The organism is Burkholderia cepacia ATCC 25416 (genome assembly GCF_001411495.1).
In the GTDB taxonomy this organism is placed as follows: domain Bacteria; phylum Pseudomonadota; class Gammaproteobacteria; order Burkholderiales; family Burkholderiaceae; genus Burkholderia; species Burkholderia cepacia.
On sequence record NZ_CP012981.1, the window covers coordinates 1,755,623 to 1,778,158 of the forward strand.

Below are 22,536 nucleotides of genomic sequence, written 5' to 3' on the forward strand. Positions count from 1 at the left end.
CGTGGAATCGAATCTTGAAGATATCCAGTTGTGCTATGACAAGGCCATCGAGGCTTATAACGCTGGCCAGCCTGAACTTGCTCTTCGGCTGGTCGAAGACGTTCTGAAGGAGTACCCGTCGAGCGGTGATGTCCTGCATCTGAGAGGGCTGATCGCTCTGTCGTTGAATGAGGTTGAGGAGGCCGAGGACTGGTTCACACGGGCTATTGATGTGTCTCCTGATGCCACTTTCTACAACAGCCTGAGCGTGACGCAAGTCCGATTGAACGCGTTTCCTCAGGCGGCAGCAAGCGCGCGAAGCGGTCTGGCGTTTGCCGAAGATCATCAGCCGGATCTGGACACTTCGAAGCTGCTGTATAACTTGTTTATGGCCTTGGATCTGGATGACAAGCCGGAAGACGCCCGTGATATTTGCCGACGCATGATCGAACGTTATCCAGCGCGTCCGGATGCTCATAGCAATCTGGGCGTGAGTTTCTACCAGTTAGGAAAAATCGATCTGGCGATCAATGCGTATCGTCAAGCAATCAAGTTGAATCCAAACCATCTCGTAGCTCACGCCAATCTCGGATATGCATTGCTTTGCGCCGGCGACTATGGGGAAGCGTGGCCACATTTCGAACACCGATGGGCAACCATTCGAGAGGGCGATTCGCCTTCAGGGATCAAGCCTCCTGCTATTTCGATCCGTCGGTGGCTGGGGCAAGCGCTACCGCCAGGGGAAAACCGCCTGCTCGTTTTTGCCGAGCAGGGCTTTGGCGATACGCTGCAATTTTGCAGATATCTCGAAATGGCCCTCGGACATTTCACGGCAGTTGGATTCATATGCCCGAAACCGCTGCGCCGGTTGCTGACCGATTCATTCTGCTCCCGGTGGCCGAATCTGACGCTGCTCGAAGACAAGCCATTCAACGCGCTTCGATGGGACTGGTATTGCCCGCTCCTGTCGATGCCCATGGCCTTCGGAACGCGAGTAGACAACATTCCCGCCAACTTGCCATATTTGCACGCTGATCGGCGACGATCGCGAAAATGGTCATCGAAAGTGGCAACCTTGTTACCAGGGACTTTGCCTCGCATCGGGGTGGTCTGGGCGGGAGGGCATTTGGCCATGCCCGAAGATCGACGGCGCAGTATCAACCTGGAGACGATGGCGCCATTGCTCGCGTGGCCTGGTGCGCACTGGATCAGTCTGCAGAAGGCAGAAGACATTTCGAAAGCGTTGCCCCACGAGAAGTACCCGCATGTAGTCGACTGGATGCACGAGGTGAGGGATTTTGCCGATACCGCGGCCCTCATCGACACACTGGATCTTGTCATTTCAGTCGACACTGCGGTCGCTCATCTTGCGGCAGCCATGGGTAAGCGCGTTTGGTTACTGAACCGATACTCGGGGTGCTGGCGCTGGTTGCGCAATCGTGAAGATAGTCCGTGGTATCCCGGCATGCGAATCTTTACCCAAACCACGCGCGGAAACTGGACCGAGGTAATCGAGCGCGTCTTGTCCGAACTGGAGTTCAACGCTACGGCTTTGTCGGCCGAGAGGGCGCATCGGCGCGACTAGTCGACCAAGTGGAGCAAGCGGAACCGTCTCTCGTGCCATTTCAGCGGGCGGTTTTCGGGGGGGCAGGCGACCGTGCCGGGCGACGCGAACGCGTGAATCGTCGAGAGTCCGCTCCAATCTGATGATGCTTCGGTATCTTGGGTGAAGTCGGGTTCTTGGAATATTACTCTGCATTCCTGATAGTTTGGGTGGCAAGAAATTGAAGCTGACCTATTCCCCGAAGATCAACGAAGAACCTCTTTACAGGCAACAAGTGAGATCGCCGCAGATGCGTTCGGGGATCGTCGAAAGGCTCGGTTTGCCGTCGCGACTCGAGATAGCCAACGACCGATGCGCCTCGTCATGCCAACGGCAACTTCATCGCGATCCACGGCATCAAGAGCGTCGCGACCGTTCCGTGGCCGGCCATCGGGCGATCGAATCGCGTCGAGCCTTTCGGGTGTGATTCGAGCGTCCATGCACGGTCGCCCGTGCGGCTCGATTGGCGCATTCGTTCAAACGATGCAGGGGGAGGCGCAGAAATGAATAAGGCAATGCTCGGAACGTGCGGACTTCTGATCTGCGGGCTTGTCGTGACGCTGGTGGTTGTCCTCGAAACGGCACCGAAACCGCGGGCGAAAATCACGCAGGTCGCGGCCAAACCGGTGAAGGTGAGGTGAGGATGCGTGTCCTGTTGACATTGTGGGGGAGCGCGATTGCGCTGGCCGTCTGCGTGGCCTGGCTAGCCGATCGCCCCAAACATGGTGAGCTCATGCCCCTTGCGGCTCGACTGATTCAAGGTTCGACGAAGCCGGTGACCAGGCCGCCGCGCGAGCAGGCTCGGTAACGGCGGTTCGTGCAGTCCCCCGTGCCGGTCACGATCGTACCGATGCCAGAAACGACGTTCCGATGTGAGGTTGAAAAATGCAACATTCCCTGTATCGAATTCTGAGCGTCACGGCGTTCGCCTGGAAATTGGCGGTACCCGCTGAGAGGGTAACCGTCGGCAACGGCGTTTCGATCAACGATGCCGGCTGCCGTATCGTGCAACCAGCACATGGTTTGCGCAGCGGTCAGGGTGACACCATTTCCTGACTGCAAGCCCTCGGTGTTCACCCGGCAGGAACGCGGCTTGACAGCCCCTCGGTCACGTAGGTTGTCTTTGGCGCGGGTACCGGCAGCCGCTATTCTGCATCGTGCGTGAGGTTGGGATCGAGCAACTCCAGCCGATAACCGTGATTGTAGACAGCGCGAAGTCGAACGCCGTTTTCGGGGCCGATTCGCAACTTCGATCGCACACGATAGATATGCGTATCGAGCGTTCGAGAAATATGGTCGCTATGGCGGCCCCATATCGACTTGATCAATGCTTCTCTTGGCATCGCGCGGCCACAGTTTTGAAACAGGGCGACGGCGACGTTGAATTCTCTCGATGTCAGTTTGATCGGCTCATCGCTCAGGAACGCGGTTTCGGTCACGAGGTCCAGACGATAACGCCCAATGTTGATCGATGTTGGCGTTGCGTTCACTGGATAGGCACGCCGCAGGAGCGCGCGTACTCTTGCGATCAGTTCATGGCGACGAACGGGCTTGACCATATAGTCGTCGGCACCTGCATCGAGCGCAATGACAAGCTGCTCCTCGCGCACTCGATTCGTCAGGAACAGCACGGGGAGATCTCTGCCCACTCGCGCACGAATCCAGGCGAGGACTTCCAGTCCGGAAATATCCGGCAGGTTCCAGTCGAGCACAACCAGATTGAAGTTGTCGGTTTCGAGGAGGCGTATGGCTTCCGCACCCCGTGTGGCGCCTCGGACATCGAACCCTTCGGCGATCAGGGAATCGCGGATGAACGCCGCCTGTGCTGGCTCGTCGTCAACGGCAAGAATCTTCATTGGCACCATTTTTATCGTGTCGTTTAAATCCGGGAATACCCTCGTGCATGGGGTGGTTTGGTGGCCGGATTTAACTGAAAGTAAATTGAAACAATATGCCTGGGCCTCGTGCGCCTGGATGGCATGACTGATTTGCGAAATAGAGTGGCATTTTTTGGCTGTTTTTTTGTCAACTTTTATGAACGGAATAAATTCTAGGGCGTGATTGATTCGTGACAAATGTTGTCAATTTCAATTTGCCCTCCATATAGCATGCTTCATGTGGATTGATGAAGCGGGTGCGATTGCCTTTCAGGCGAATTTGCCGTCTGAATGGTTTGTATGACGAAATAGATGTGGGTCATTCGCCATTGATGGCGTTGAAGCATCCGGAAATATTTTGCGGCTGATAGCGATGGACAGGCGAGTGGCGAGCGGTTACCAGATTGCCGTCTCGATCAGAGTCTATTTCCAAGAATGGCGAGACGTGATTATCTAAATGCGTAACCTGGAGTCGTATCGGCGGTATTTGGAGAGACGGGCGAAGCTGGAGTCGCGGATTGCCGAGGAGCGGCGAGCGGCTGCGGAGGAAATTTTGCTGGAGATCAGATATTGCGTCCGCGAGTTTGGTTTTTCTCCTGAGGATATTTTCGCGGTCGATGTCCTGCGTCGTGCGACCAAACGGCGCCCCCGCTATTTCGATCCCGTTAGCGGAGCAACGTGGTCAGGGGTAGGTCGTGCGCCTGAATGGATTCGCGATAAAGATCGCAAGCAGTTTGAGATATCCAATTTTGAGCGTGAGGATTGAGGCATTTGATCTTTGCATTGAAGTGAAGGTCGGCGGTCTGGTGTGCCGAGTCGTTTCCGTGGCTCGCCAAATCGGATATCAGACTCTGTAACGCTGTCGATCGCCTGTATCAGGGGATACGGGCGCGGGTAGCGGCATCTGTTGATGCCGAAGGTCGACAAGCTGCATCCGATAGTTGTTGTCGCGAAATTCGGCATGAGCGGTCAGTCGGTTTGCAATCGGGCCGCATGCTTTGAGGGGCGAGATGATCGCGGTGGCCGTGCGTACGGCCTCGATCGAAACGTCGACGCGTGAGCAAATCGCTTGCCACCTCTCGGTTGACTTCGATCCGTTGCGGTCGAGGCATTTCGATAAGCCGGGCGTAGCGCTCAACAGGGAGGGCTTGATGGTCAAACACACCAGGATGTTGCACAAAGAATGCGACAGACAGCTATGTGTCGCGGAGCAGGTCAGTCTCGACAAGTTATAGCGGGCCGTGCATGACGTCCCGATCCGCCGGTGTCGTCTCCACGAGGCTGGCTTTTGTGGATCGTCGTAGGTCAAGCGTAGCGGGTTCTCGGGAGGCTTGCGTCAAGAAATCGAACCGTACGAACTATCGACGCATTGTTCCTGGCGCTCCAGGCCAAGGCGCGAACGGATTGATCCGTGTCACTACTGTACGCACAACATCACCGGCCTCAACGTCGTCCGCTTCTTTGGCGATTCGCTCGCCGAGGATGACGAGCGTCCAACCATGATCGCGATCGATCACGGCAATGACGAAACGGCGGGAAGCCAGTCGATGTCAATTAATAAGTTTTACTGAATATAAACGTGAAAAAAAAAGAGCGCCAGGCCAAAAAGTTCGAGATCGTGTGGCGACACTTGAAATATGGATGGTGACGCTTCACCCCACGAACCATGAGAGCCGTTGACGCCAAGCATGCCAATCCGATGATCGGCGAGGGTGTCAAATTCTAATAAAGTAATATCGGATACCTAATCACTATGAATAAAATTTATCGAAGCATATGGAATGAGGCGCTGGGTGTGTGGGTGGCAGCATCCGAGCTGACGAACGCGCGCGGTAAGGCTTCCAAGAGCATTTTCGAGCAGGGACGTATGAACTCGTCTGGCCAGAGCGTATGCCGTGTGCCGACGATGCGGCTTGCGCATGGCGTGTTGGGATTTCTGGCTGTGGCAGGAATCTTGACCGTGGGCATGTTGCCCAACGAGGCGTGGGCGGGGGCGATTGAGAATTGTAATGGCACTCCTTCGTCCACGGCGTCTATTAGCGGTTCGAACATTAGTGTAACGAGTGTTAACGCTGTCAACGGTGAGGGGGCCTGCGCAAGCGGAACCTCGGGGGTAGTCATCTCGGAGAATCCGAGTGCCAACGGCGGTGTAACTGGCACCAATGCCTACATGTTGGTCGGGGGGACCGCAAATAACCCCACCGGTGCGATTACACTGTACGGCCCAAGCGGCATAACGCTGAACGCTGGTACGAGCGGCACTATTAACCTGAAAAACACGACGTCGCTGAACAACAACAAGATCACGAATTTGGCGCCGGGTACGAATCCGACCGATGCGGTGAACTTTTCCCAATTGACGTCGTTGTCGACGTCGACGTCGACGGGCTTGTCGTCGGCCAGCAGCTCGATCGGCTCGCTGTCCACGTCGACCTCGACCGGTTTGTCGTCGGCGAATAGCTCGATTTCTTCGCTGTCCACCTCGACCTCGACGGGTATCAGCTCGTTGTCGACCGGCCTGAGCTCGACCAATAGCTCGGTGTCGTCGCTGTCGACTTCGACGTCGACGGGGCTGTCGTCGGCGAACAGTTCGATCGGCTCGCTGTCCACCTCGACCTCGACGGGTATCAGCTCGCTGTCGACCGGCCTGAGCTCGGCCAATAGCTCGGTGTCGTCGCTGTCGACTTCGACGTCGACGGGGCTGTCGTCGGCGAACAGTTCGATCGGCTCGCTGTCCACCTCGACCTCGACGGGCATCAGCTCGCTGTCGACCGGCCTGAGCTCGACGGATAGCTCGGTGTCGTCGCTGTCGACTTCGACGTCGACGGGCTTGTCGTCGGCGAACAGTTCGATCGGCTCGCTGTCCACCTCGACCTCGACGGGCATCAGCTCGCTGTCGACCGGCCTGAGCTCGGCCAATAGCTCGGTGTCGTCGCTGTCGACTTCCACGTCGACCGGCTTGTCGTCGGCGAATAGCTCAATCTCCTCGTTGTCCACTTCGACCTCGACGGGTCTGTCGTCCGCTAACAGCTCGATTACGTCGCTGTCGACCTCGACGTCGACTGGCTTGTCGTCGGCGAACAGCTCGATTTCTTCGTTGTCCACGTCGACCTCGACGGGGATCAGCTCGCTGTCGACCGGTCTGAGCTCGACCAACAGCTCGGTGTCGTCGCTGTCGACTTCCACGTCGACTGGCTTGTCATCGGCGAATAGCTCGATCTCCTCGTTGTCCACCTCGACCTCGACGGGCATCAACTCGCTGTCGACCGGCCTGAGCTCGACGGATAGCTCGGTGTCGTCGCTGTCGACTTCGACGTCGACGGGCTTGTCGTCGGCGAATAGCTCAATCTCCTCGTTGTCCACTTCGACCTCGACGGGTCTGTCGTCCGCTAACAGCTCGATTACGTCGCTGTCGACCTCGACGTCGACTGGCTTGTCGTCGGCGAACAGCTCGATTTCTTCGTTGTCCACGTCGACCTCGACGGGGATCAGCTCGCTGTCGACCGGTCTGAGCTCGACGGATAGCTCGGTGTCGTCGCTGTCGACTTCGACGTCGACGGGCTTGTCGTCGGCGAATAGCGCGATTTCCTCGCTGTCCACGTCGACCTCGACGGGTCTGTCGTCCGCGAACAGCTCGATCACGTCGCTGTCGACCTCGACGTCGACTGGCTTGTCGTCTGCCAACAGTTCGATCGGCTCGCTGTCCACCTCGACTTCAACGGGTTTGTCGTCGGCGAATAGCTCGATTTCTTCGCTGTCCACGTCGACCTCGACGGGCATCAGCTCGCTGTCGACTTCGACGTCGACTGGTCTGTCGTCGGCCAACAGCTCGATCTCCTCACTGTCCACGTCGACCTCGACGGGCATCAACTCGCTGTCGACCGGTCTGAGCTCGACGGATAGCTCGGTGTCGTCGCTGTCGACTTCCACGTCGACCGGCTTGTCGTCCGCGAACAGCTCGATCACGTCGCTGTCGACCTCGACGTCGACGGGTTTGTCATCGGCCAACAGCTCGATCTCCTCGTTGTCCACGTCGACCTCGACGGGCATCAACTCGTTGTCGACGGGCCTGAGCTCGACCGACAGCACGGTGTCGTCGCTGTCGACCTCGACGTCGACCGGCTTGTCATCGGCCACCAGCTCGATCTCCTCGCTGTCCACGTCGACCTCGACGGGTATCAGCTCGCTGTCGACAGGCCTGAGCTCGACGGATAGCACGGTGTCGTCGCTGTCGACCTCGACGTCGACTGGCTTGTCATCGGCCAACAGCTCGATCTCTTCGTTGTCCACGTCGACCTCGACGGGTATCAGCTCGTTGTCGACCGGCCTGAGCTCGACCAATAGCTCGGTGTCGTCGCTGTCGACTTCCACGTCGACGGGCTTGTCGTCGGCCAACAGCTCGATCTCCTCGTTGTCCACGTCGACCTCGACGGGCATCAACTCGTTGTCGACGGGCCTGAGCTCGACCGACAGCACGGTGTCGTCGCTGTCGACCTCGACGTCGACCGGCTTGTCATCGGCCACCAGCTCGATCTCCTCGCTGTCCACGTCGACCTCGACGGGTATCAGCTCGCTGTCGACAGGCCTGAGCTCGACGGATAGCACGGTGTCGTCGCTGTCGACCTCGACGTCGACTGGCTTGTCATCGGCCAACAGCTCGATCTCTTCGTTGTCCACGTCGACCTCGACGGGTATCAGCTCGTTGTCGACCGGCCTGAGCTCGACCAATAGCTCGGTGTCGTCGCTGTCGACTTCCACGTCGACGGGCTTGTCGTCGGCCAACAGCTCGATTTCTTCGCTGTCCACCTCGACTTCGACGGGCATCAACTCGTTGTCGACCGGCCTGAGCTCGACCGACAGCACGGTGTCGTCGCTGTCGACCTCGACGTCGACGGGCTTGTCGTCGGCGAATAGCTCGATTTCTTCGCTGTCCACGTCGACCTCGACGGGCATCAACTCGCTGTCGACGGGCCTGAGCTCGACGGATAGCACGGTGTCGTCGCTGTCGACCTCGACGTCGACGGGTCTGTCGTCGGCGAACAGCTCGATCTCCTCGCTGTCCACCTCGACTTCGACGGGCATCAGCTCGTTGTCGACCGGCCTGAGCTCGACCAACAGCTCGGTGTCGTCGCTGTCGACTTCGACGTCGACCGGTCTGTCGTCGGCCAACAGCTCGATCTCTTCGCTGTCCACCTCGACCTCGACGGGCATCAACTCGTTGTCGACGGGCCTGAGCTCGACGGATAGCTCGGTGTCGTCGCTGTCGACTTCGACGTCGACCGGCTTGTCGTCGGCGAACAGCTCGATCTCCTCGTTGTCCACCTCGACTTCGACGGGTCTGTCGTCCGCGAACAGCTCGATCACGTCGCTGTCGACCTCGACGTCGACGGGTTTGTCATCGGCCAACAGCTCGATCTCCTCGCTGTCCACGTCGACCTCGACGGGCATCAACTCGCTGTCGACGGGCCTGAGCTCGACGGATAGCACGGTGTCGTCGCTGTCGACCTCGACGTCGACGGGTCTGTCGTCGGCGAACAGCTCGATTACGTCGCTGTCGACTTCGACGTCGACCGGCTTGTCGTCGGCGAACAGCTCGATCTCCTCGCTGTCCACCTCGACTTCGACGGGCATCAGCTCGTTGTCGACCGGCCTGAGCTCGACCAACAGCTCGGTGTCATCCCTGTCGACCTCGACATCGACCGGCTTGTCATCGGCCACCAGCTCGATCTCCTCGCTGTCCACGTCGACTTCGACCAGCATCGGCTCGCTGTCCACCGGCCTGAGCAGCACGAACAGCACGATCCTGTCGCTGTCCACCTCGACGTCGACGGGTATCGGCTCCTTGTCCACGGGTCTCAGTTCGACCAACAGTTCGATGACGTCGCTGTCCACGTCGACCTCGACCGCGATCGAAGCCGCGAAAACGCACTACTACAGCGTCAACGACGGCGGTACGCAATCCTCGAACTACGCCAACAGCGGGGCGACCGGTCTCTACTCGCTGGCCGCCGGCGTAGCCGCAACTGCCGCGGGCGCAAGCAGCGTCGCGGTCGGCTACGGCTCGAACGCACAATCGGACGGCTCGGTCGCGATCGGTCAAAGCGCATCGGCAACAGGTGGCAAGGCCGTGTCGATCGGCTCCGGCAATACCGCGAGCGGCGACGGCGCGGTCGCGATCGGCGACCCGAGCGTCGCGACCGGTACCGGCGCAGTCGCGATGGGTGCGAACGACACGGCGACCGGTACCGGCGCAGTGGCGCTCGGCAACGCGAGCACGGCAACCGGCAACAGCGCGCTCGCACTCGGCAACTCGAGCCAGGCCACAGCGGACAACACGATCGCACTCGGCAACCAGGCCACGGCCAGCGCCATCGGCGCGCAGGCCTACGGCTCGGGCGCCACGGCCAGCGCCACCAACGCGCTCGCGTTCGGATCGAACGCCACCGCGAACGTCGCCAACTCGATCGCGCTCGGTGCGAACGCGGTCACCGACAATGCGGTCGCGGTGTCGAGCGTCACGGTCGGCGGCGTCACGTACTCGGTCGCCGGCACCAGTCCGGTGGGCGTTCTGAGCGTCGGTGCGCCGGGCGCGGAACGCCAGATCACGAACGTCGCTGCCGGCCAGGTCTCGGCCACCAGCACGGACGCGATCAACGGCAGCCAGTTGAACGCGACGAACCAGGCGGTCAACAACCTGTCGACGTCGACCGCAACGAACGTCGCATCACTTTCGACGGGTATCAACTCGCTGTCGACGGGCCTGAGCTCGACCAATAGCAACGTGTCTGCGCTGTCCACCTCGACCTCAACCGCGATCAACGCGCTGTCGACATCGACGGCGGCCGGTCTCAGTTCCCTGTCCACCGGCCTGAGCACGACGAACAACAGCGTGGCCTCGCTGTCGACTGGCGTGACGAACATCAACAACCAGTTGAGTCAGCTTTCCACGTTGATGACGACGAACACGACGAACACCGCCGGCGTCGCCGCCGACATGAACGGCACCGGCTCCGACAAACCAACCGTCACTGCCGGCTCGAACTCGGTGGCAATCGGCGCGAATTCGAACGACGGCGGTCGCTCGAACGTGGTGTCGGTCGGCAGCGACACGCAGCAGCGCCAGATCACGAACGTCGCGCCGGGTACGCAAGGCACCGACGCGGTGAACGTGAACCAGCTGACGCAGGTGCAGACGACGTTGTCGACGGCACTGTCGGGCCAGCAGGCGCAGATCAACTCGCTGGGTTCGCAATTGCAGCAGACCGACCAGATGGCGAAGCAGGGTATCGCAGCCGTCGGCGCGATGGCGTCGATCCCGCAGCTCGATCGCGACGCCAACTTCGGGATGGGTGTGGGCACGTCGACCTTCCTCGGCCAGAAGGCGATGGCGGTCAACATGCAGGCGCGCATCACGGACAACCTGAAGGCGTCGATCAACGGCGGCTTCAGCGGCGGTCAGAAGGTGATCGGCGCCGGCATGCTGTATCAGTGGAAATAATTGCATGTTCGCGCACGGCCGACTGAAAGCCCGGAGCGGGAGCAAGGCGTATCGGCGGGCACCGGAATTTCGAGTGCGTGCATTGGAGATCGCTGTGGATGGTGCGGCCGTGCGTTGCAATACCGATGATCTTGTCGAAGACGCGGAGCGTGGATTGGCGCGGAAGGAGTTCTTTTTCGTTTATCAGCCAAAGCTCCGCCTTCAGACCGGATTGTTGTCCGGATTCGAGTCATTGATACGTTGGCAGCATCCGGAGCGCGGCGTGTTGATGCCGGCGGCGTTCATTGACCTCGTCGAAGATTCGCATCTGACAGGCCGATTCACTGATTATGTGGTCGAGGAGTCCGCGCGCGTGCTCGCCGGTTGGGCTGCGCTCGGCTATGACGATTTGTCTCTGTCCGTCAATTTGCCCGCTCATGAAGTCACGCGGCCGGGAATGGCAAGAAGACTGGCGCTCGTTCTGGATTCCTACGCCGTCCGTGCCGCGAATTTTCAGATTGAACTGACGGAGTCCATCGATCCTGGCCCGATAGAGGCACTTGCCGCGGCCGTGTCATCGATTCGAGATCTTGGGGCGAGCGTTGCGATCGATGATTTTGGTTCGGGGTGCTGGTCGTTGACCAAATTGCATGGCCTGGCTGTCGATACACTCAAGCTGGATCGATCCTTCATGCGCGACGTTCATGAAAGTGCCGAATCGAGAGCGATGGTCGAAGCGCTCGTCGAGCTTGGGAGCCGCTTGAAGAAGAACGTCGTCGTGGAGGGTGTCGAAACCAGGGCTCAGTTCGAGTGGCTGAGAGAAATGATGCAGATTGATTGCCAGGGATACTACATCTCCGAACCCGTTCGAGAGGAGCAGGTGGATCGATTGATCGAACGATGCGGAATTCCGGGGTGAAGCGAGGGCGTTGTTGTTCAGGGGGAATCCACTTGACCGCGGCCTGGCAGGGCGTGACGAGTGTGGCACTCCGTGACGGGTCGACATGGGCGGGGTGTCCATGCGATGCCTTCAGGGGATGATGCCGTTGCGTCAAAACCGGCTCGCTTACGAGCGAGCGTGCGCATTATTTGCCGGGCACAGGCGCAGGCTCGACTCATCGAAGGCGCGGGATCGAACGTGCCATGTGACGCATGAAAGGACAGGGCGCAACCTTGAGTCGATATCGCGAATCGAAACCGAAAAGTACGATCAGGCCGATACGCGTGAGTGATGCGGTTCAAAGTCGCGAGTAAAGCAATCTCGCGTGAATGCGTCGATATAGTCCATCATCAAATCGGATGAGCGTCCGGCTTCCTGCTCGTCACCGGCAGCGACTGCTCGCGCGACTCTCGTGTGCTGCAGGCTCGCCGACGGCAAATCATCCAGCTGCTTGTGATACATGAAGTAAAAGCGTCGCGACAGGGCATGTAACGGCGCGATGGCCTCGGCGGCGAACCGATTCCGTGAAAACTGCGCGATGAGTTGATTGATCGCATAGACGCATCTCAAGTAGGCGACGACGTCTCGAGATTCGCCTGCCGCGTCGAGTTTTTTGGCGATTTCGCGGATCTGTTCGCGCTCCTCTGGCAATGACCGCCGTGCAGCGCGTTGCGCGATGAGGCGTTGGAGTTCACGGCGCGTTTCGAGTACGAGCAACTGATCATGAATGTTCGGGACGGTGATCATGATGCCGTGTCGTGGAACGATCTGAAGGAGATGCGACGCAGCCAGTCGTTGCGCGGCCTCGCGAACCGGCGTTCTCCCGGTATTCAGCTTTTCTGCGAGAGAGGCCTCGGACCAGACGCTGCCGGGTGCAAGCTCCAGCGTGACGATGAGTTCCTCGAGTTTATCGTGGGCTTGTTCGGCCAGGGTACTGCCAGTCAGTCCGTTCATTTGCCTAAGTGTTTGCCTGAAGAATATCACTAACATATTAGTCAGGTCCCCCCTTGTTTTCAACTCGAGACTTAAAAAGGGCAAGGTCAAGGAACGGGTTTACCCCCCTTTGATCTCTGGCAGGTGTCTCGATATCCTACTGATATGTCAGTAACATTTGAGTGGCATGGTATGTGGATGCGCCATTTCAAGCCAGGACGGGCCATGAGTTTGCTCGACGCGTCGTTCGCTATCGAGGCCGGCATGAAATGGCAATCCAGGCGCCGGCTTGCCTGGCAGGCTCGCGACGGTCTGCCAATCCGCATCGTCGACGCCGCTCTTTGGTGTTGGGCACGGAACAGCGGGTACTTGGAGAAGTTGATGACGGGCAAGGTTGCAAGGTCGTGTATCGCTGGATTTTGAGGTTGATGTTGGGGTGAGGCGAGGTTGGTTTCAATCGGTCGGCATTATCAAAAACAAGACATAAGTTCAGACCTGTGTATTCAGGCGATCGATTTGGAGTGCGATGAAAATCATTCGGGTCGACGAAGGCTGGGGGTGTTATGAGTATCTTGTTAGTGGAAGGGGATCACGATCAGGCGTCGGCCCTTGAAAGGGCGCTGCGCGGGTCGGGTCAGGAAATTTTCCGGGTGTGCGATAGCACGCGGGCTGTTCAGTTTCTGAAAAAGGAGAGGGTCGAACTCATTGTGCTCGATTGGCGAATTCCAGATGCCAACGGCCTGAATTTGCTGCACTGGATTCGGGCCAACGTCGGAGACGAACCGGTCGTTTTGTTCCTTGCCGCGAGAACGCTTGAAGCAGACGTTGCCGCCGCGCTGGACGCAGGAGCCGACGAGTACATCGGCAAGCCGTTCCGCGAGATCGAGTTGGCCGCTCGCGTCAACGCGCTGTTGCGTCGAAATGGCCGCAACAAGAAACCCGACAGCAGGGTCGAGGTCGGAGCGTATGTGTTGAACCCGCTGGCGCGCACAATCGCCGTGCACGGAAAGATCATCGACTTGACGGCAAAGGAATTTGCGCTGGCAAATTTCCTGTTCACCAACATCGGGAGCGTGCTTTCCCGGGATTCCCTGTCGACGCTGGCGTGGGGGCGAGCGCTCGATGGAACATCGCGGAGCCTCGACACGCATATCTATCGACTTCGACAAAAATTGGCGCTTCGTCCGGAAAACGGGCTTCAATTGAGTGCCGTGTATACGCATGGCTACCGGCTCGATATGGTCGACGACTTTTCGATGGCGGAGAATTTTGCGGCCCGCGGCCCGGTCCCGCAGCGTGCGATTGTCGAGAGCCCTGCTTCCGCGCTGGTTTAGACAATTCCGGGAGATTCGTCCGTCTAATTGTGTGAAGGTGATCCGGGCTGCTCTCGGCGGTTATCGCGCGGGCAGCCCGCTTCGCGCCGGCGATTTCGTGGATCCGATGCATGACGTGTCGACGGGCGGGTCGTCCGGGTCCTGTGCGATTCCGTGCGCCAGCCATGGCGCAGCAAGATGATGAACTTCTCTTGTCCAGAGGGGACGAATGCGGGGCAGTGCTTCCTCCCCGCAAGCGCAGTGGGGTATCCGTACCCCATATAATTTGCCTGGGTTTGCCCGGATACGCGGGATATCCCTGAGGGATCGTGGCCGTGCGGTTTTCCGGTGGGGACGGATCGAGCAAGTGGCGCGCGGCGTCTTCCCGGTTTCTCGGGCTGTCGCCCGGGTTTATGTCCAAGCTATTGTTTTTGCAGGACATATCGGGGGTGTTCCTGGTTCGTCGAGGTTGCCCTGGGTTCACGTTCGGGTGAGCAACGTTCGAGGTCGAGCGGGCTTCGCCGGCCCGAAAAAAACCGTCATTCCCCCTTCTTGAATTTGTCAAAACCCGTCCATATAATTAGCACTCGCTGCACGAGAGTGCTAACAATTCTCTGCCGGGCGATAAGCCGGGCAGATTCCCTAAGCGTTCTTCAATCTCAGTCAAGAGAGGAGTGAATATGAACCTTCGTCCTTTGCACGATCGCGTGATCGTCAAGCGCCTGGATCAGGAAACCAAGACCGCCTCGGGCATCGTGATCCCCGACGCCGCTGCTGAAAAGCCGGATCAGGGCGAAGTCCTGGCGGTCGGCCCGGGCAAGCGTGACGACAAGGGCGCCCCGATCGCGCTCGACGTGAAGGTCGGCGATCGCGTCCTGTTCGGCAAGTACGCAGGCCAGACCGTGAAGGTCGACGGCAACGAACTGCTGGTCATGCGCGAAGAAGACATCATGGCCGTGGTCAACGCCAAGTAAGCGTCCACCGACGGTACATATTCCCAAGAATTCAAGGAGTTAGAAGATGGCAGCTAAAGACGTCGTATTCGGCGATTCCGCCCGTTCGAAGATGGTCGAAGGCGTGAACATTCTCGCCAACGCAGTCAAGGTCACGCTGGGTCCGAAGGGCCGCAACGTGGTGCTCGAGCGCAGCTTCGGCGGCCCGACGGTCACCAAGGACGGTGTGTCGGTCGCGAAGGAAATCGAGCTGAAGGACAAGCTCCAGAACATGGGCGCGCAAATGGTCAAGGAAGTTGCTTCCAAGACCAGCGACAACGCAGGCGACGGCACGACGACGGCAACCGTCCTCGCGCAATCGATCGTTCGCGAAGGCATGAAGTACGTCGCATCGGGCATGAACCCGATGGACCTGAAGCGCGGCATCGACAAGGCAGTCGCAGCGGCTGTCGACGAGCTGAAGAAGATCAGCAAGCCGTGCACGACGAACAAGGAAATCGCACAGGTCGGCTCGATCTCGGCGAACAGCGACACGTCGATCGGCGATCGCATCGCTGAAGCGATGGACAAGGTCGGCAAGGAAGGCGTCATCACCGTCGAAGACGGCAAGTCGCTGGCCGACGAACTCGACGTCGTCGAAGGCATGCAGTTCGACCGCGGTTACCTGTCGCCGTACTTCATCAACAACCCGGAAAAGCAAGTCGCCGTCCTCGACAACCCGTTCGTGCTGCTGCACGACAAGAAGGTGTCGAACATCCGTGATCTGCTGCCGGTGCTCGAGCAAGTCGCGAAGGCTGGCCGTCCGCTGCTGATCATCGCGGAAGACATCGAAGGCGAAGCGCTCGCAACGCTGGTCGTGAACAACATCCGCGGCATCCTGAAGACCGTTGCGGTCAAGGCGCCTGGCTTCGGCGATCGTCGCAAGGCGATGCTGGAAGACATCGCGATCCTGACGGGCGGCCAAGTGATCGCCGAAGAAACCGGCCTGACGCTCGAGAAGGCAACGCTGGCAGAACTGGGCCAGGCGAAGCGCATCGAAGTGGGCAAGGAAAACACGACGATCATCGACGGCGCAGGCGAAGCCGTGAACATCGAAGCACGCGTGAAGCAAGTGCGCGCGCAAATCGAAGAAGCGACGTCGGACTACGACCGTGAAAAGCTGCAAGAGCGCGTGGCCAAGCTGGCCGGCGGTGTTGCAGTGATCAAGGTCGGCGCAGCGACCGAAGTCGAAATGAAGGAAAAGAAGGCACGTGTCGAAGACGCACTGCACGCAACGCGCGCAGCTGTGGAAGAAGGCATCGTGGCAGGTGGCGGCGTTGCGCTGATCCGCGCTCGCACCGCGATCGCAGGCCTGACCGGCGCGAACGCCGACCAGAACGCCGGCATCAAGATCGTGCTGCGCGCAATGGAAGAGCCGCTGCGCCAGATCGTCACGAACGGCGGCGAAGAAGCCAGCGTCGTGGTGGCGGCAGTTGCTGCAGGTACGGGCAACTACGGCTACAACGCAGCGACGGGCGAGTACGTCGACATGGTCGAAGCCGGCGTCGTCGACCCGACCAAGGTCACGCGTACCGCACTGCAGAACGCAGCTTCGGTTGCAGGCCTGCTGCTGACGACGGACGCAGCTGTTGCCGAACTGCCGAAGGAAGACGCACCGATGCCGGGCGGCATGCCGGGCGGCATGGGCGGCATGGGCATGGACATGTAATCGACTTCGGTCGATGGTGTCCGGAGCGCGCAGCGATGCGCGTTCCAGCCAAAAGAAAAGACCCGCAGCGATGCGGGTCTTTTTTTATTGGTGCCGTTGAATCGGCGGCGGGCGCGGGACGGCCGGGTGCGGCAAGGATCGCGCTGCGAGTTCGCCGCGACGGCGGGACGTGCCCGCCGTGTCCGGCTCAATGCCGGTGCGACGTCCTCGGCACCGGGTCGACCTTCACCGCCGGCGGGGTATCCGCGTCTTCATTGCTGCGCGCCCAGAAGAACCGGTCGGGCAAATACGCGCCCATGCCGGGCCGGAACGCGTCACGCACGGCCTGGTACAGGTATTCCTGTGCCTCACGAACCGCTTCGGGCGGCTCCTGGCCGTTCGCGAGCAGTGCCGCGATGGCCGCGCCCAGCGTGTCGGTGATGCCCATCAGCCGATGCGGCGAACGATCCCACATGTCCTCGCGCAACTGGCCTTCTTCGCCGTACAGCGTGTTGACGAGCCGATGCGAGCCGGTCTCGGACGACAGGATGTACTCGCAGCCCTGCGACAGCAGGTGCGACACGGCTGCGTCGAGATTCGGCGCCTCGGCGTCGCCGTCCGGCTGCGCGAGCGCGATCAGCGTCGCGTAGTCGGCAACCAGCAGCGTGGTTTGCGGCGCGAGCAGGTCGGCGATCGATTCGCGCAGGTCGTCGGCGGCGAGCACGTGTTCGTCGTCGAGCGTGAAGTCCGGCGCGAGTACGAGCGGCACGCCGTCGTAGTCGGCGACGACCTCGGCGATCGCGCTCACGACTTCCGCACGCGTCGCCGCGCCGATCTTGAACGCGGCAACCGGCATGTCTTCGAGCAGCATGCGCGCCTGGGCGGCGACCACGTCGGGATCAAGGCCGGTGACTTCGTCGCAGGCGGCCGAGTCGCGCACCGTGTAGCCCGTCAGGACGGACACGCCGTGACAGCCCATGCTCGCCAGGGTCATCAGATCGGCTTGGAGGCCGGAGCCGCCGGTGGGATCGGACAGGCCGAAGGTGAGGACGATCGGAGGGGCGTTGCTGGACATGTAAAAATGGGGCAAGAGAAAAACGGGAAAGCGACGGACATGCGGACGGCGAGGCGAAATGGGCGTTTTCGGCCCTGTGTTGCCCGGCAGGCCGCACTTTTCAGCCATTATGCGGCGGAATCCGGCCCGCACGACGGATTTTTTAGCGCAGCGCAACGTAGTCGCCTTACTCCAGCGCGATTGCTAGGCAGTCCGGCCCCGACACGGTACCATCATGGCTCCCGAATTTACCGACTTTCCCGACGCGGCTTAAGATGGAATACAAGAGCTGGATGTGCCTGATTTGTGGCTGGATTTATGACGAAGAAGCCGGGCTGCCCGAAGAGGGCATCGCCCCGGGCACGCGCTGGGAAGACGTCCCGATCAATTGGACGTGTCCTGAATGCGGCGCCCGCAAGGAAGACTTCGAGATGGTCCAGATCTGACCGGACCCTCGGCCCACGGCACACCGCTCAGGCCTCGCATCGGCCCGGCGCTCGCGCGCCGAGGCCTGCGCGAGCGACTTGACGATGACAGGCGCGCGTGTGCATGAGGCCCGAACCGGCGAACGTTCCCCACCCTGACGCATTGCCCAACCCGCGCGGCGGGGCCGTGCGCGCGGCCGACGCGTGGCTTGCGGCGGCTACCGACGCATTCGAGCGTCGCGACGACGCGGCCGCGCCGCTGTCCGCCGCGGCGGCCGTGCTGGCGGAAGCCGGCTGGCTGCCGGCCGCGCGATTCGCGGGGCAGTTGTCGGCCGCCGTGCCGCTCGTCGCCGTCGAGCCGACTTCGGCCGGCTGGCGGGCCGCGCTGCGCGATTTCCGCGCGGCCGTCGGCCGCCACAACCTGCGCGAGCTCGCCTGCTCGCCCGTTCTCTTCGAACATTTCCGTGCTTTGCGCGCGCAAAGCGCCGCCGACCTGCGCGCGAGCGCGCCGCTCGACGCGCTCGCGCTCGTCGGCCGCGCGGTGCCGCCGGCCACGCTGCGCGCGTTGCCCGATGCGTTTGCGACCCGGATTCGTGCCCGCTACGAACAGGCGCTGCTTGGCGTGCTGCGCGCGGGACACGGCGCGCCCGATGCGGCACTCGCCGAACTCGACGCGATGCTGGCCGTGCTGGCGGGCGACGATCCCTACGATTTCTGGCGGCTCGCGGCCGCGTGCGTGCGCGCGCTGCGCGCCAGCGGCGCGCCGGAACTGAAGCGCTTTCTCGCGCGGACGAACCTGCTGCTCGGCGAGCACGCGCAGGGCCGGCGCAGTGCGCCGCCGGAACTTGTGCGCGAGACGGTGGCGCTGCTGTGGCGCGATTTCGCGCTGTTCGGCGCCGCAGCCGAGGATGTCGCACTCGTCGACGTGCTGCACGACTACGGGCTGACGGTCGACTGGCACGTCGCCGGCACGCCCGCATCGGAGGCGCTGTGGGAGGCCGATGCCGCCCGGGCCGAGCACGATGCGGTTGCCGCCGCGCCGACCCGCGCGCTTGGCGTCGTGACGGTCAATGCGCATGCCTATGAGGATTTCCTGCAGACGGCCGATGCGTCGATGGCCGACCTCGCTGCCGATCCGGCCGCGGCCGACGCGGGGGCCGCGTGGCACGCGTCCGGCGCTGCCTACCGGGTCGGTACGGCCGCATGCGCGCTCGGGCTCGGCCATGCGGCGCTCCTGGCCGACACGCTGGGCCTGGCGTGGCGGCGTGCGGCGCACGGCGTGCCGCTCGCCGACGGCGGCCTCGATGCGCACGGCCACGCGTCCGACATGCTGCGCGCGGCGCTGCTGAAGATCGCCGCCGGCGTGGCGCCGCCGGACCTCACCGCGGCGTCCGGCGCGCTCGGCGCGGCGCTCGGCCGGGCCTGACGAACAGGGGGACGAGCAAGGGGATGAACACGCGGCGGCGGCCCTTGCCGCGCGGGCCTGCAACACGCTGCCGACAGCGCCCGCGCGCGTGTTAGAGTGCCGTGTGATCCGCGCGCGCCGTTGCCAGCGCGGCGCGGCGTTGCTTGTTGATCGCGGCCCGGTCAGGCCGCGGCGTCTTTGCTAAAATTCAAACCATGTCAAAGCCTTCCGATCGCATCAATCTCACCAACCAGTTCCTGATCGCCATGCCGAACATGGCGGATCCGACGTTTTCAGGAACGGTGGTCTATCTTTGCGATCACAGCGAGCGCGGTGCGCTCGGCCTCGTCATCAATCGTCCTACCGACATCGACCTCGAATCGTTGTTCAACCGCATCGACCTGAAGCTCGACATCGAGCCGCTGCTGCACATCCCGGTGTATTTCGGCGGCCCGGTCCAGACCGAGCGCGGTTTCGTGCTGCATGAACCGGTGGAGGGCGCGAGCTACAACTCGTCGATGTCCGTCGAGGGCGGGCTGGAGATGACCACGTCGAAGGACGTGCTCGAGGCGGTCGCGACCGGCAACGGCCCGAAACGCTTCCTGCTGACGCTCGGGCATGCGGGCTGGGGGGCCGGGCAGCTCGAGGAAGAAATTTCCCGCAACGGCTGGCTGACGGTTGCAGCCGATCCGCGCATCGTGTTCGACACGCCGGCCGAAGAGCGCTTCGAAGCCGCGCTCGGCCTGCTCGGCGTCAGTTCGTCGATGCTGTCCGGCGAAGCAGGGCACGCATGAGTGGCGCGAGCGCGCGCGATGCGACGCTGCTCGCGTTCGACTACGGCGAAAAACGTATCGGCGTCGCGATCGGCAATGCGCTGACGCGCTCGGCCCGTGCGCTCGTCGTGATCCAGAACCTGAACCGCGAACACCGCTTCAAGGCGGTCGGCGACCTGCTGGCCGAATGGCGGCCGGACGCGCTCGTCGTCGGCCTGCCGATGCATCCGGACGGCACGCCGCACGACATGACGCAGCAGGCGAAGCGCTTCGGCAACCAGCTGAACGGCCGCTTCGGGCTGCCCGTCACCTGGGTCGACGAGCGTTATTCGTCGGTCGAAGCCGAGGCCGGGCTGCGCGAGCGCAACGTGCGCGGCCGTGCCCGGGCCGAGATGCTCGATGCCGAAGCCGCGCGCGTTATCCTTCAACAGTATCTCGATCAATTGTCCGACCATGAGCACCATTGACGCCGAGGCGCTTTACCGCGTCCTGCTCGACCAGATCCGCGCCGCGTACGGCACGGCTTTCGCCGAACCGGGCGGCCCGCGGCTCGCCGGCATTCACAGCGGCGGCGCATGGCTCGCCGAGCGCCTCGCGCTCGATCTCGGCGCGCCGGCGTTCGGCGTCGTGAACGTCGCGCTGCACCGCGACGATTACGCGAAAAAGGGGCTGCACAGCCAGGCCAGCCCGACGTCGCTGCCGTTCGAAATCGACGGCGCGCGCATCGTGCTCGTCGACGACGTGTTGTATACCGGGCGCACCGTGCGCGCGGCGCTCAACGAGCTGTTCGACTACGGCCGTCCGGCCGCGGTCGAGCTCGCGGTGCTCGCCGATCGCGGCGGCCGCGAGCTGCCGGTCGCCGCGCGCTTCGCGGGCGGCACGCTGGACGTGCCGGCCGGCGCGACGCTCGTGCTCGCGCGCGACGACGCGCAGTTCACGCTGCGCGTCGAGGCGCACGGCGCCTGAGCGGCACGCGAACCGTATCCCGGGCCGCTGGTTTGCACCGCGGCCCGTTTGCATAGTTGGAATCACGCACACCATGACCACCGACACCACTGGCCGCACCGGCAATCCCGCTGCGGCCGCGAGCCCCGACCGGTTCCGCTACGGCTTCCTGAAGGGCAATCCGCAGCTCACGAAAAACGGCGAGCTGAAGCACCTGCTGTCGATCGAGGGCCTGCCGCGCTCGATCGTCACTCACATCCTCGATACGGCCGAGCAGTTCGTCAGCGTGACGGACCGTGAAGTGAAGAAGGTGCCGCTGCTGCGCGGCAAGTCCGTGTTCAACCTGTTCTTCGAGAACTCGACGCGTACCCGCACGACCTTCGAGATCGCCGCGACGCGCCTGTCGGCCGACGTGCTGAACCTGAACATCAATGCGTCGTCGACGAGCAAGGGCGAATCGCTGCTCGACACGATCAACAACCTGTCGGCGATGCATGCCGACCTGTTCGTCGTGCGTCACGCGTCGAGCGGCGCGCCGTACCTGATCGCCGAGCACTGCGCACCGCACGTGCACGTGATCAACGCGGGCGACGGCCGTCATGCGCACCCGACGCAGGGCCTGCTCGACATGTACACGATCCGTCACTACAAGCGCGACTTCACGAAGCTGCGCGTGGCGATCGTCGGCGACATCCTGCATTCGCGCGTCGCCCGCTCCGACATCCACGCGCTCACCACGCTCGGCGTGCCGGAAGTGCGCGCGATCGGCCCGCGCACGCTGCTGCCGGGCGGCCTCGAGCAGATGGGCGTGAAGGTGTTCCACAACCTCGACGAAGGGCTGAAGGGCGTCGACGTGATCATCATGCTGCGCCTGCAGAACGAGCGGATGAGCGGCGCGCTGCTGCCGTCGGCGCAGGAGTACTTCAAGACCTGGGGCCTGACGCCCGAGCGCCTCGCGCTCGCCGCGCCCGACGCGATCGTGATGCACCCCGGCCCGATGAACCGCGGCGTCGAGATCGACTCGCAGGTCGCCGACGGCCCGCAGTCGGTGATCCTCAACCAGGTCACGTTCGGCATCGCCGTGCGGATGGCGGTGATGGGCATCGTCGCCGGCAACAGCGACTGAGCCCGCTTTCGCGCATCCTGATCCAGGCACTCAACGCATTCAACGC

General features: G+C 61.9%; 17 protein-coding genes and 2 pseudogenes. 16 read left to right on the top strand and 3 right to left on the bottom strand.

The annotated features are described in order from the left end of the window. The first annotated feature begins 1 nt into the window (after position 1). The gene (locus APZ15_RS07955; protein WP_034195810.1) at positions 2-1,564 is read left to right on the top strand and encodes a tetratricopeptide repeat protein; all 1,563 of its coding nucleotides are present in this window, start codon (positions 2-4) and stop codon (positions 1,562-1,564) included. Between the two features lie 903 nt (positions 1,565-2,467). Next, entirely contained in the window at positions 2,468-2,638 is a 171-nt protein-coding gene (locus APZ15_RS40790; protein WP_155253128.1) for a hypothetical protein, read from the top strand. An 89-nt stretch (positions 2,639-2,727) separates the two neighbouring features. On the opposite strand, the gene APZ15_RS38955 is transcribed toward APZ15_RS40790, so the two are convergent. Then, complete coding sequence (locus tag APZ15_RS38955) at positions 2,728-3,657, bottom strand: response regulator transcription factor (protein ID WP_226129593.1); 930 nt, start codon at positions 3,655-3,657, stop codon at positions 2,728-2,730. A gap of 259 nt (positions 3,658-3,916) precedes the next feature. Here APZ15_RS38955 and APZ15_RS38960 point away from each other — a divergent pair, with 259 nt between their 5' ends. The 4 genes and pseudogenes from APZ15_RS38960 (at position 3,917) to APZ15_RS07980 (ending at position 11,855) form a co-directional block, all read left to right on the top strand. Further along, a complete protein-coding gene (locus tag APZ15_RS38960) occupies positions 3,917-4,225 on the top strand; it encodes an H-NS histone family protein (protein WP_167562607.1) in 309 nt (102 codons plus the stop codon). A 987-nt stretch (positions 4,226-5,212) separates the two neighbouring features. Next, positions 5,213-5,296 (top strand): annotated as a pseudogene (locus APZ15_RS42660) (ESPR domain-containing protein); the annotation flags it as partial. Positions 5,297-5,752: 456 nt separating this feature from the next. Continuing rightward, positions 5,753-10,957 (top strand): annotated as a pseudogene (locus APZ15_RS40795) (YadA-like family protein); the annotation flags it as partial. Between the two features lie 4 nt (positions 10,958-10,961). Continuing rightward, the gene (locus APZ15_RS07980) at positions 10,962-11,855 is read left to right on the top strand and encodes an EAL domain-containing protein (RefSeq protein WP_080982111.1); all 894 of its coding nucleotides are present in this window, start codon (positions 10,962-10,964) and stop codon (positions 11,853-11,855) included. Positions 11,856-12,146: 291 nt separating this feature from the next. On the opposite strand, the gene APZ15_RS07985 is transcribed toward APZ15_RS07980, so the two are convergent. Further along, entirely contained in the window at positions 12,147-12,830 is a 684-nt protein-coding gene (locus APZ15_RS07985; RefSeq protein WP_049098221.1) for a GntR family transcriptional regulator, read from the bottom strand. A gap of 204 nt (positions 12,831-13,034) precedes the next feature. On the opposite strand from APZ15_RS07985, the gene APZ15_RS07990 reads away from it, so the two are divergent. The 4 genes from APZ15_RS07990 (at position 13,035) to groL (ending at position 16,783) form a co-directional block, all read left to right on the top strand. After that, on the top strand, positions 13,035-13,232 hold the full coding sequence (locus APZ15_RS07990) for a hypothetical protein (RefSeq protein WP_027788206.1): 198 nt from the start codon (positions 13,035-13,037) through the stop codon (positions 13,230-13,232). A 140-nt stretch (positions 13,233-13,372) separates the two neighbouring features. Beyond that, positions 13,373-14,143: a response regulator transcription factor gene (locus APZ15_RS07995; RefSeq protein ID WP_027788205.1), complete on the top strand. Its 771-nt coding sequence runs from the start codon at positions 13,373-13,375 to the stop codon at positions 14,141-14,143. Positions 14,144-14,802: 659 nt separating this feature from the next. Continuing rightward, positions 14,803-15,096: a co-chaperone GroES gene (groES, locus tag APZ15_RS08000; protein ID WP_011351136.1), complete on the top strand. Its 294-nt coding sequence runs from the start codon at positions 14,803-14,805 to the stop codon at positions 15,094-15,096. Positions 15,097-15,142: 46 nt separating this feature from the next. Further along, the gene (groL, locus tag APZ15_RS08005; protein WP_021163332.1) at positions 15,143-16,783 is read left to right on the top strand and encodes a chaperonin GroEL; all 1,641 of its coding nucleotides are present in this window, start codon (positions 15,143-15,145) and stop codon (positions 16,781-16,783) included. A gap of 187 nt (positions 16,784-16,970) precedes the next feature. Here groL and APZ15_RS08010 read toward each other — a convergent pair whose 3' ends face one another. Further along, positions 16,971-17,837 (bottom strand): hydroxymethylpyrimidine/phosphomethylpyrimidine kinase, encoded by an 867-nt coding sequence (locus tag APZ15_RS08010; protein WP_027788204.1) that lies wholly within the window; start codon positions 17,835-17,837, stop codon positions 16,971-16,973. A 254-nt stretch (positions 17,838-18,091) separates the two neighbouring features. Here APZ15_RS08010 and APZ15_RS08015 point away from each other — a divergent pair, with 254 nt between their 5' ends. The 6 genes from APZ15_RS08015 (at position 18,092) to APZ15_RS08040 (ending at position 22,490) form a co-directional block, all read left to right on the top strand. Continuing rightward, complete coding sequence (locus tag APZ15_RS08015) at positions 18,092-18,262, top strand: rubredoxin (protein WP_004186709.1); 171 nt, start codon at positions 18,092-18,094, stop codon at positions 18,260-18,262. 103 nt (positions 18,263-18,365) lie between these two features. Further along, positions 18,366-19,667, top strand: coding sequence for a FimL-related protein (locus APZ15_RS08020; protein WP_027788203.1), 1,302 nt, complete (start codon positions 18,366-18,368; stop codon positions 19,665-19,667). 194 nt (positions 19,668-19,861) lie between these two features. Next, on the top strand, positions 19,862-20,440 hold the full coding sequence (locus tag APZ15_RS08025) for a YqgE/AlgH family protein (RefSeq protein ID WP_027788202.1): 579 nt from the start codon (positions 19,862-19,864) through the stop codon (positions 20,438-20,440). Next, positions 20,437-20,886 carry a Holliday junction resolvase RuvX gene (ruvX, locus tag APZ15_RS08030; RefSeq protein WP_027788201.1) on the top strand — a complete coding sequence of 150 codons (450 nt, stop codon included), beginning with the start codon at positions 20,437-20,439 and terminating at the stop codon, positions 20,884-20,886. Before APZ15_RS08025 ends, ruvX begins: the two co-directional genes overlap by 4 nt. After that, on the top strand, positions 20,873-21,385 hold the full coding sequence (gene pyrR, locus APZ15_RS08035; RefSeq protein ID WP_027788200.1) for a bifunctional pyr operon transcriptional regulator/uracil phosphoribosyltransferase PyrR: 513 nt from the start codon (positions 20,873-20,875) through the stop codon (positions 21,383-21,385). Before ruvX ends, pyrR begins: the two co-directional genes overlap by 14 nt. A gap of 73 nt (positions 21,386-21,458) precedes the next feature. Beyond that, positions 21,459-22,490, top strand: coding sequence for an aspartate carbamoyltransferase catalytic subunit (locus APZ15_RS08040; protein WP_027788199.1), 1,032 nt, complete (start codon positions 21,459-21,461; stop codon positions 22,488-22,490). Positions 22,491-22,536 lie beyond the last annotated feature (46 nt).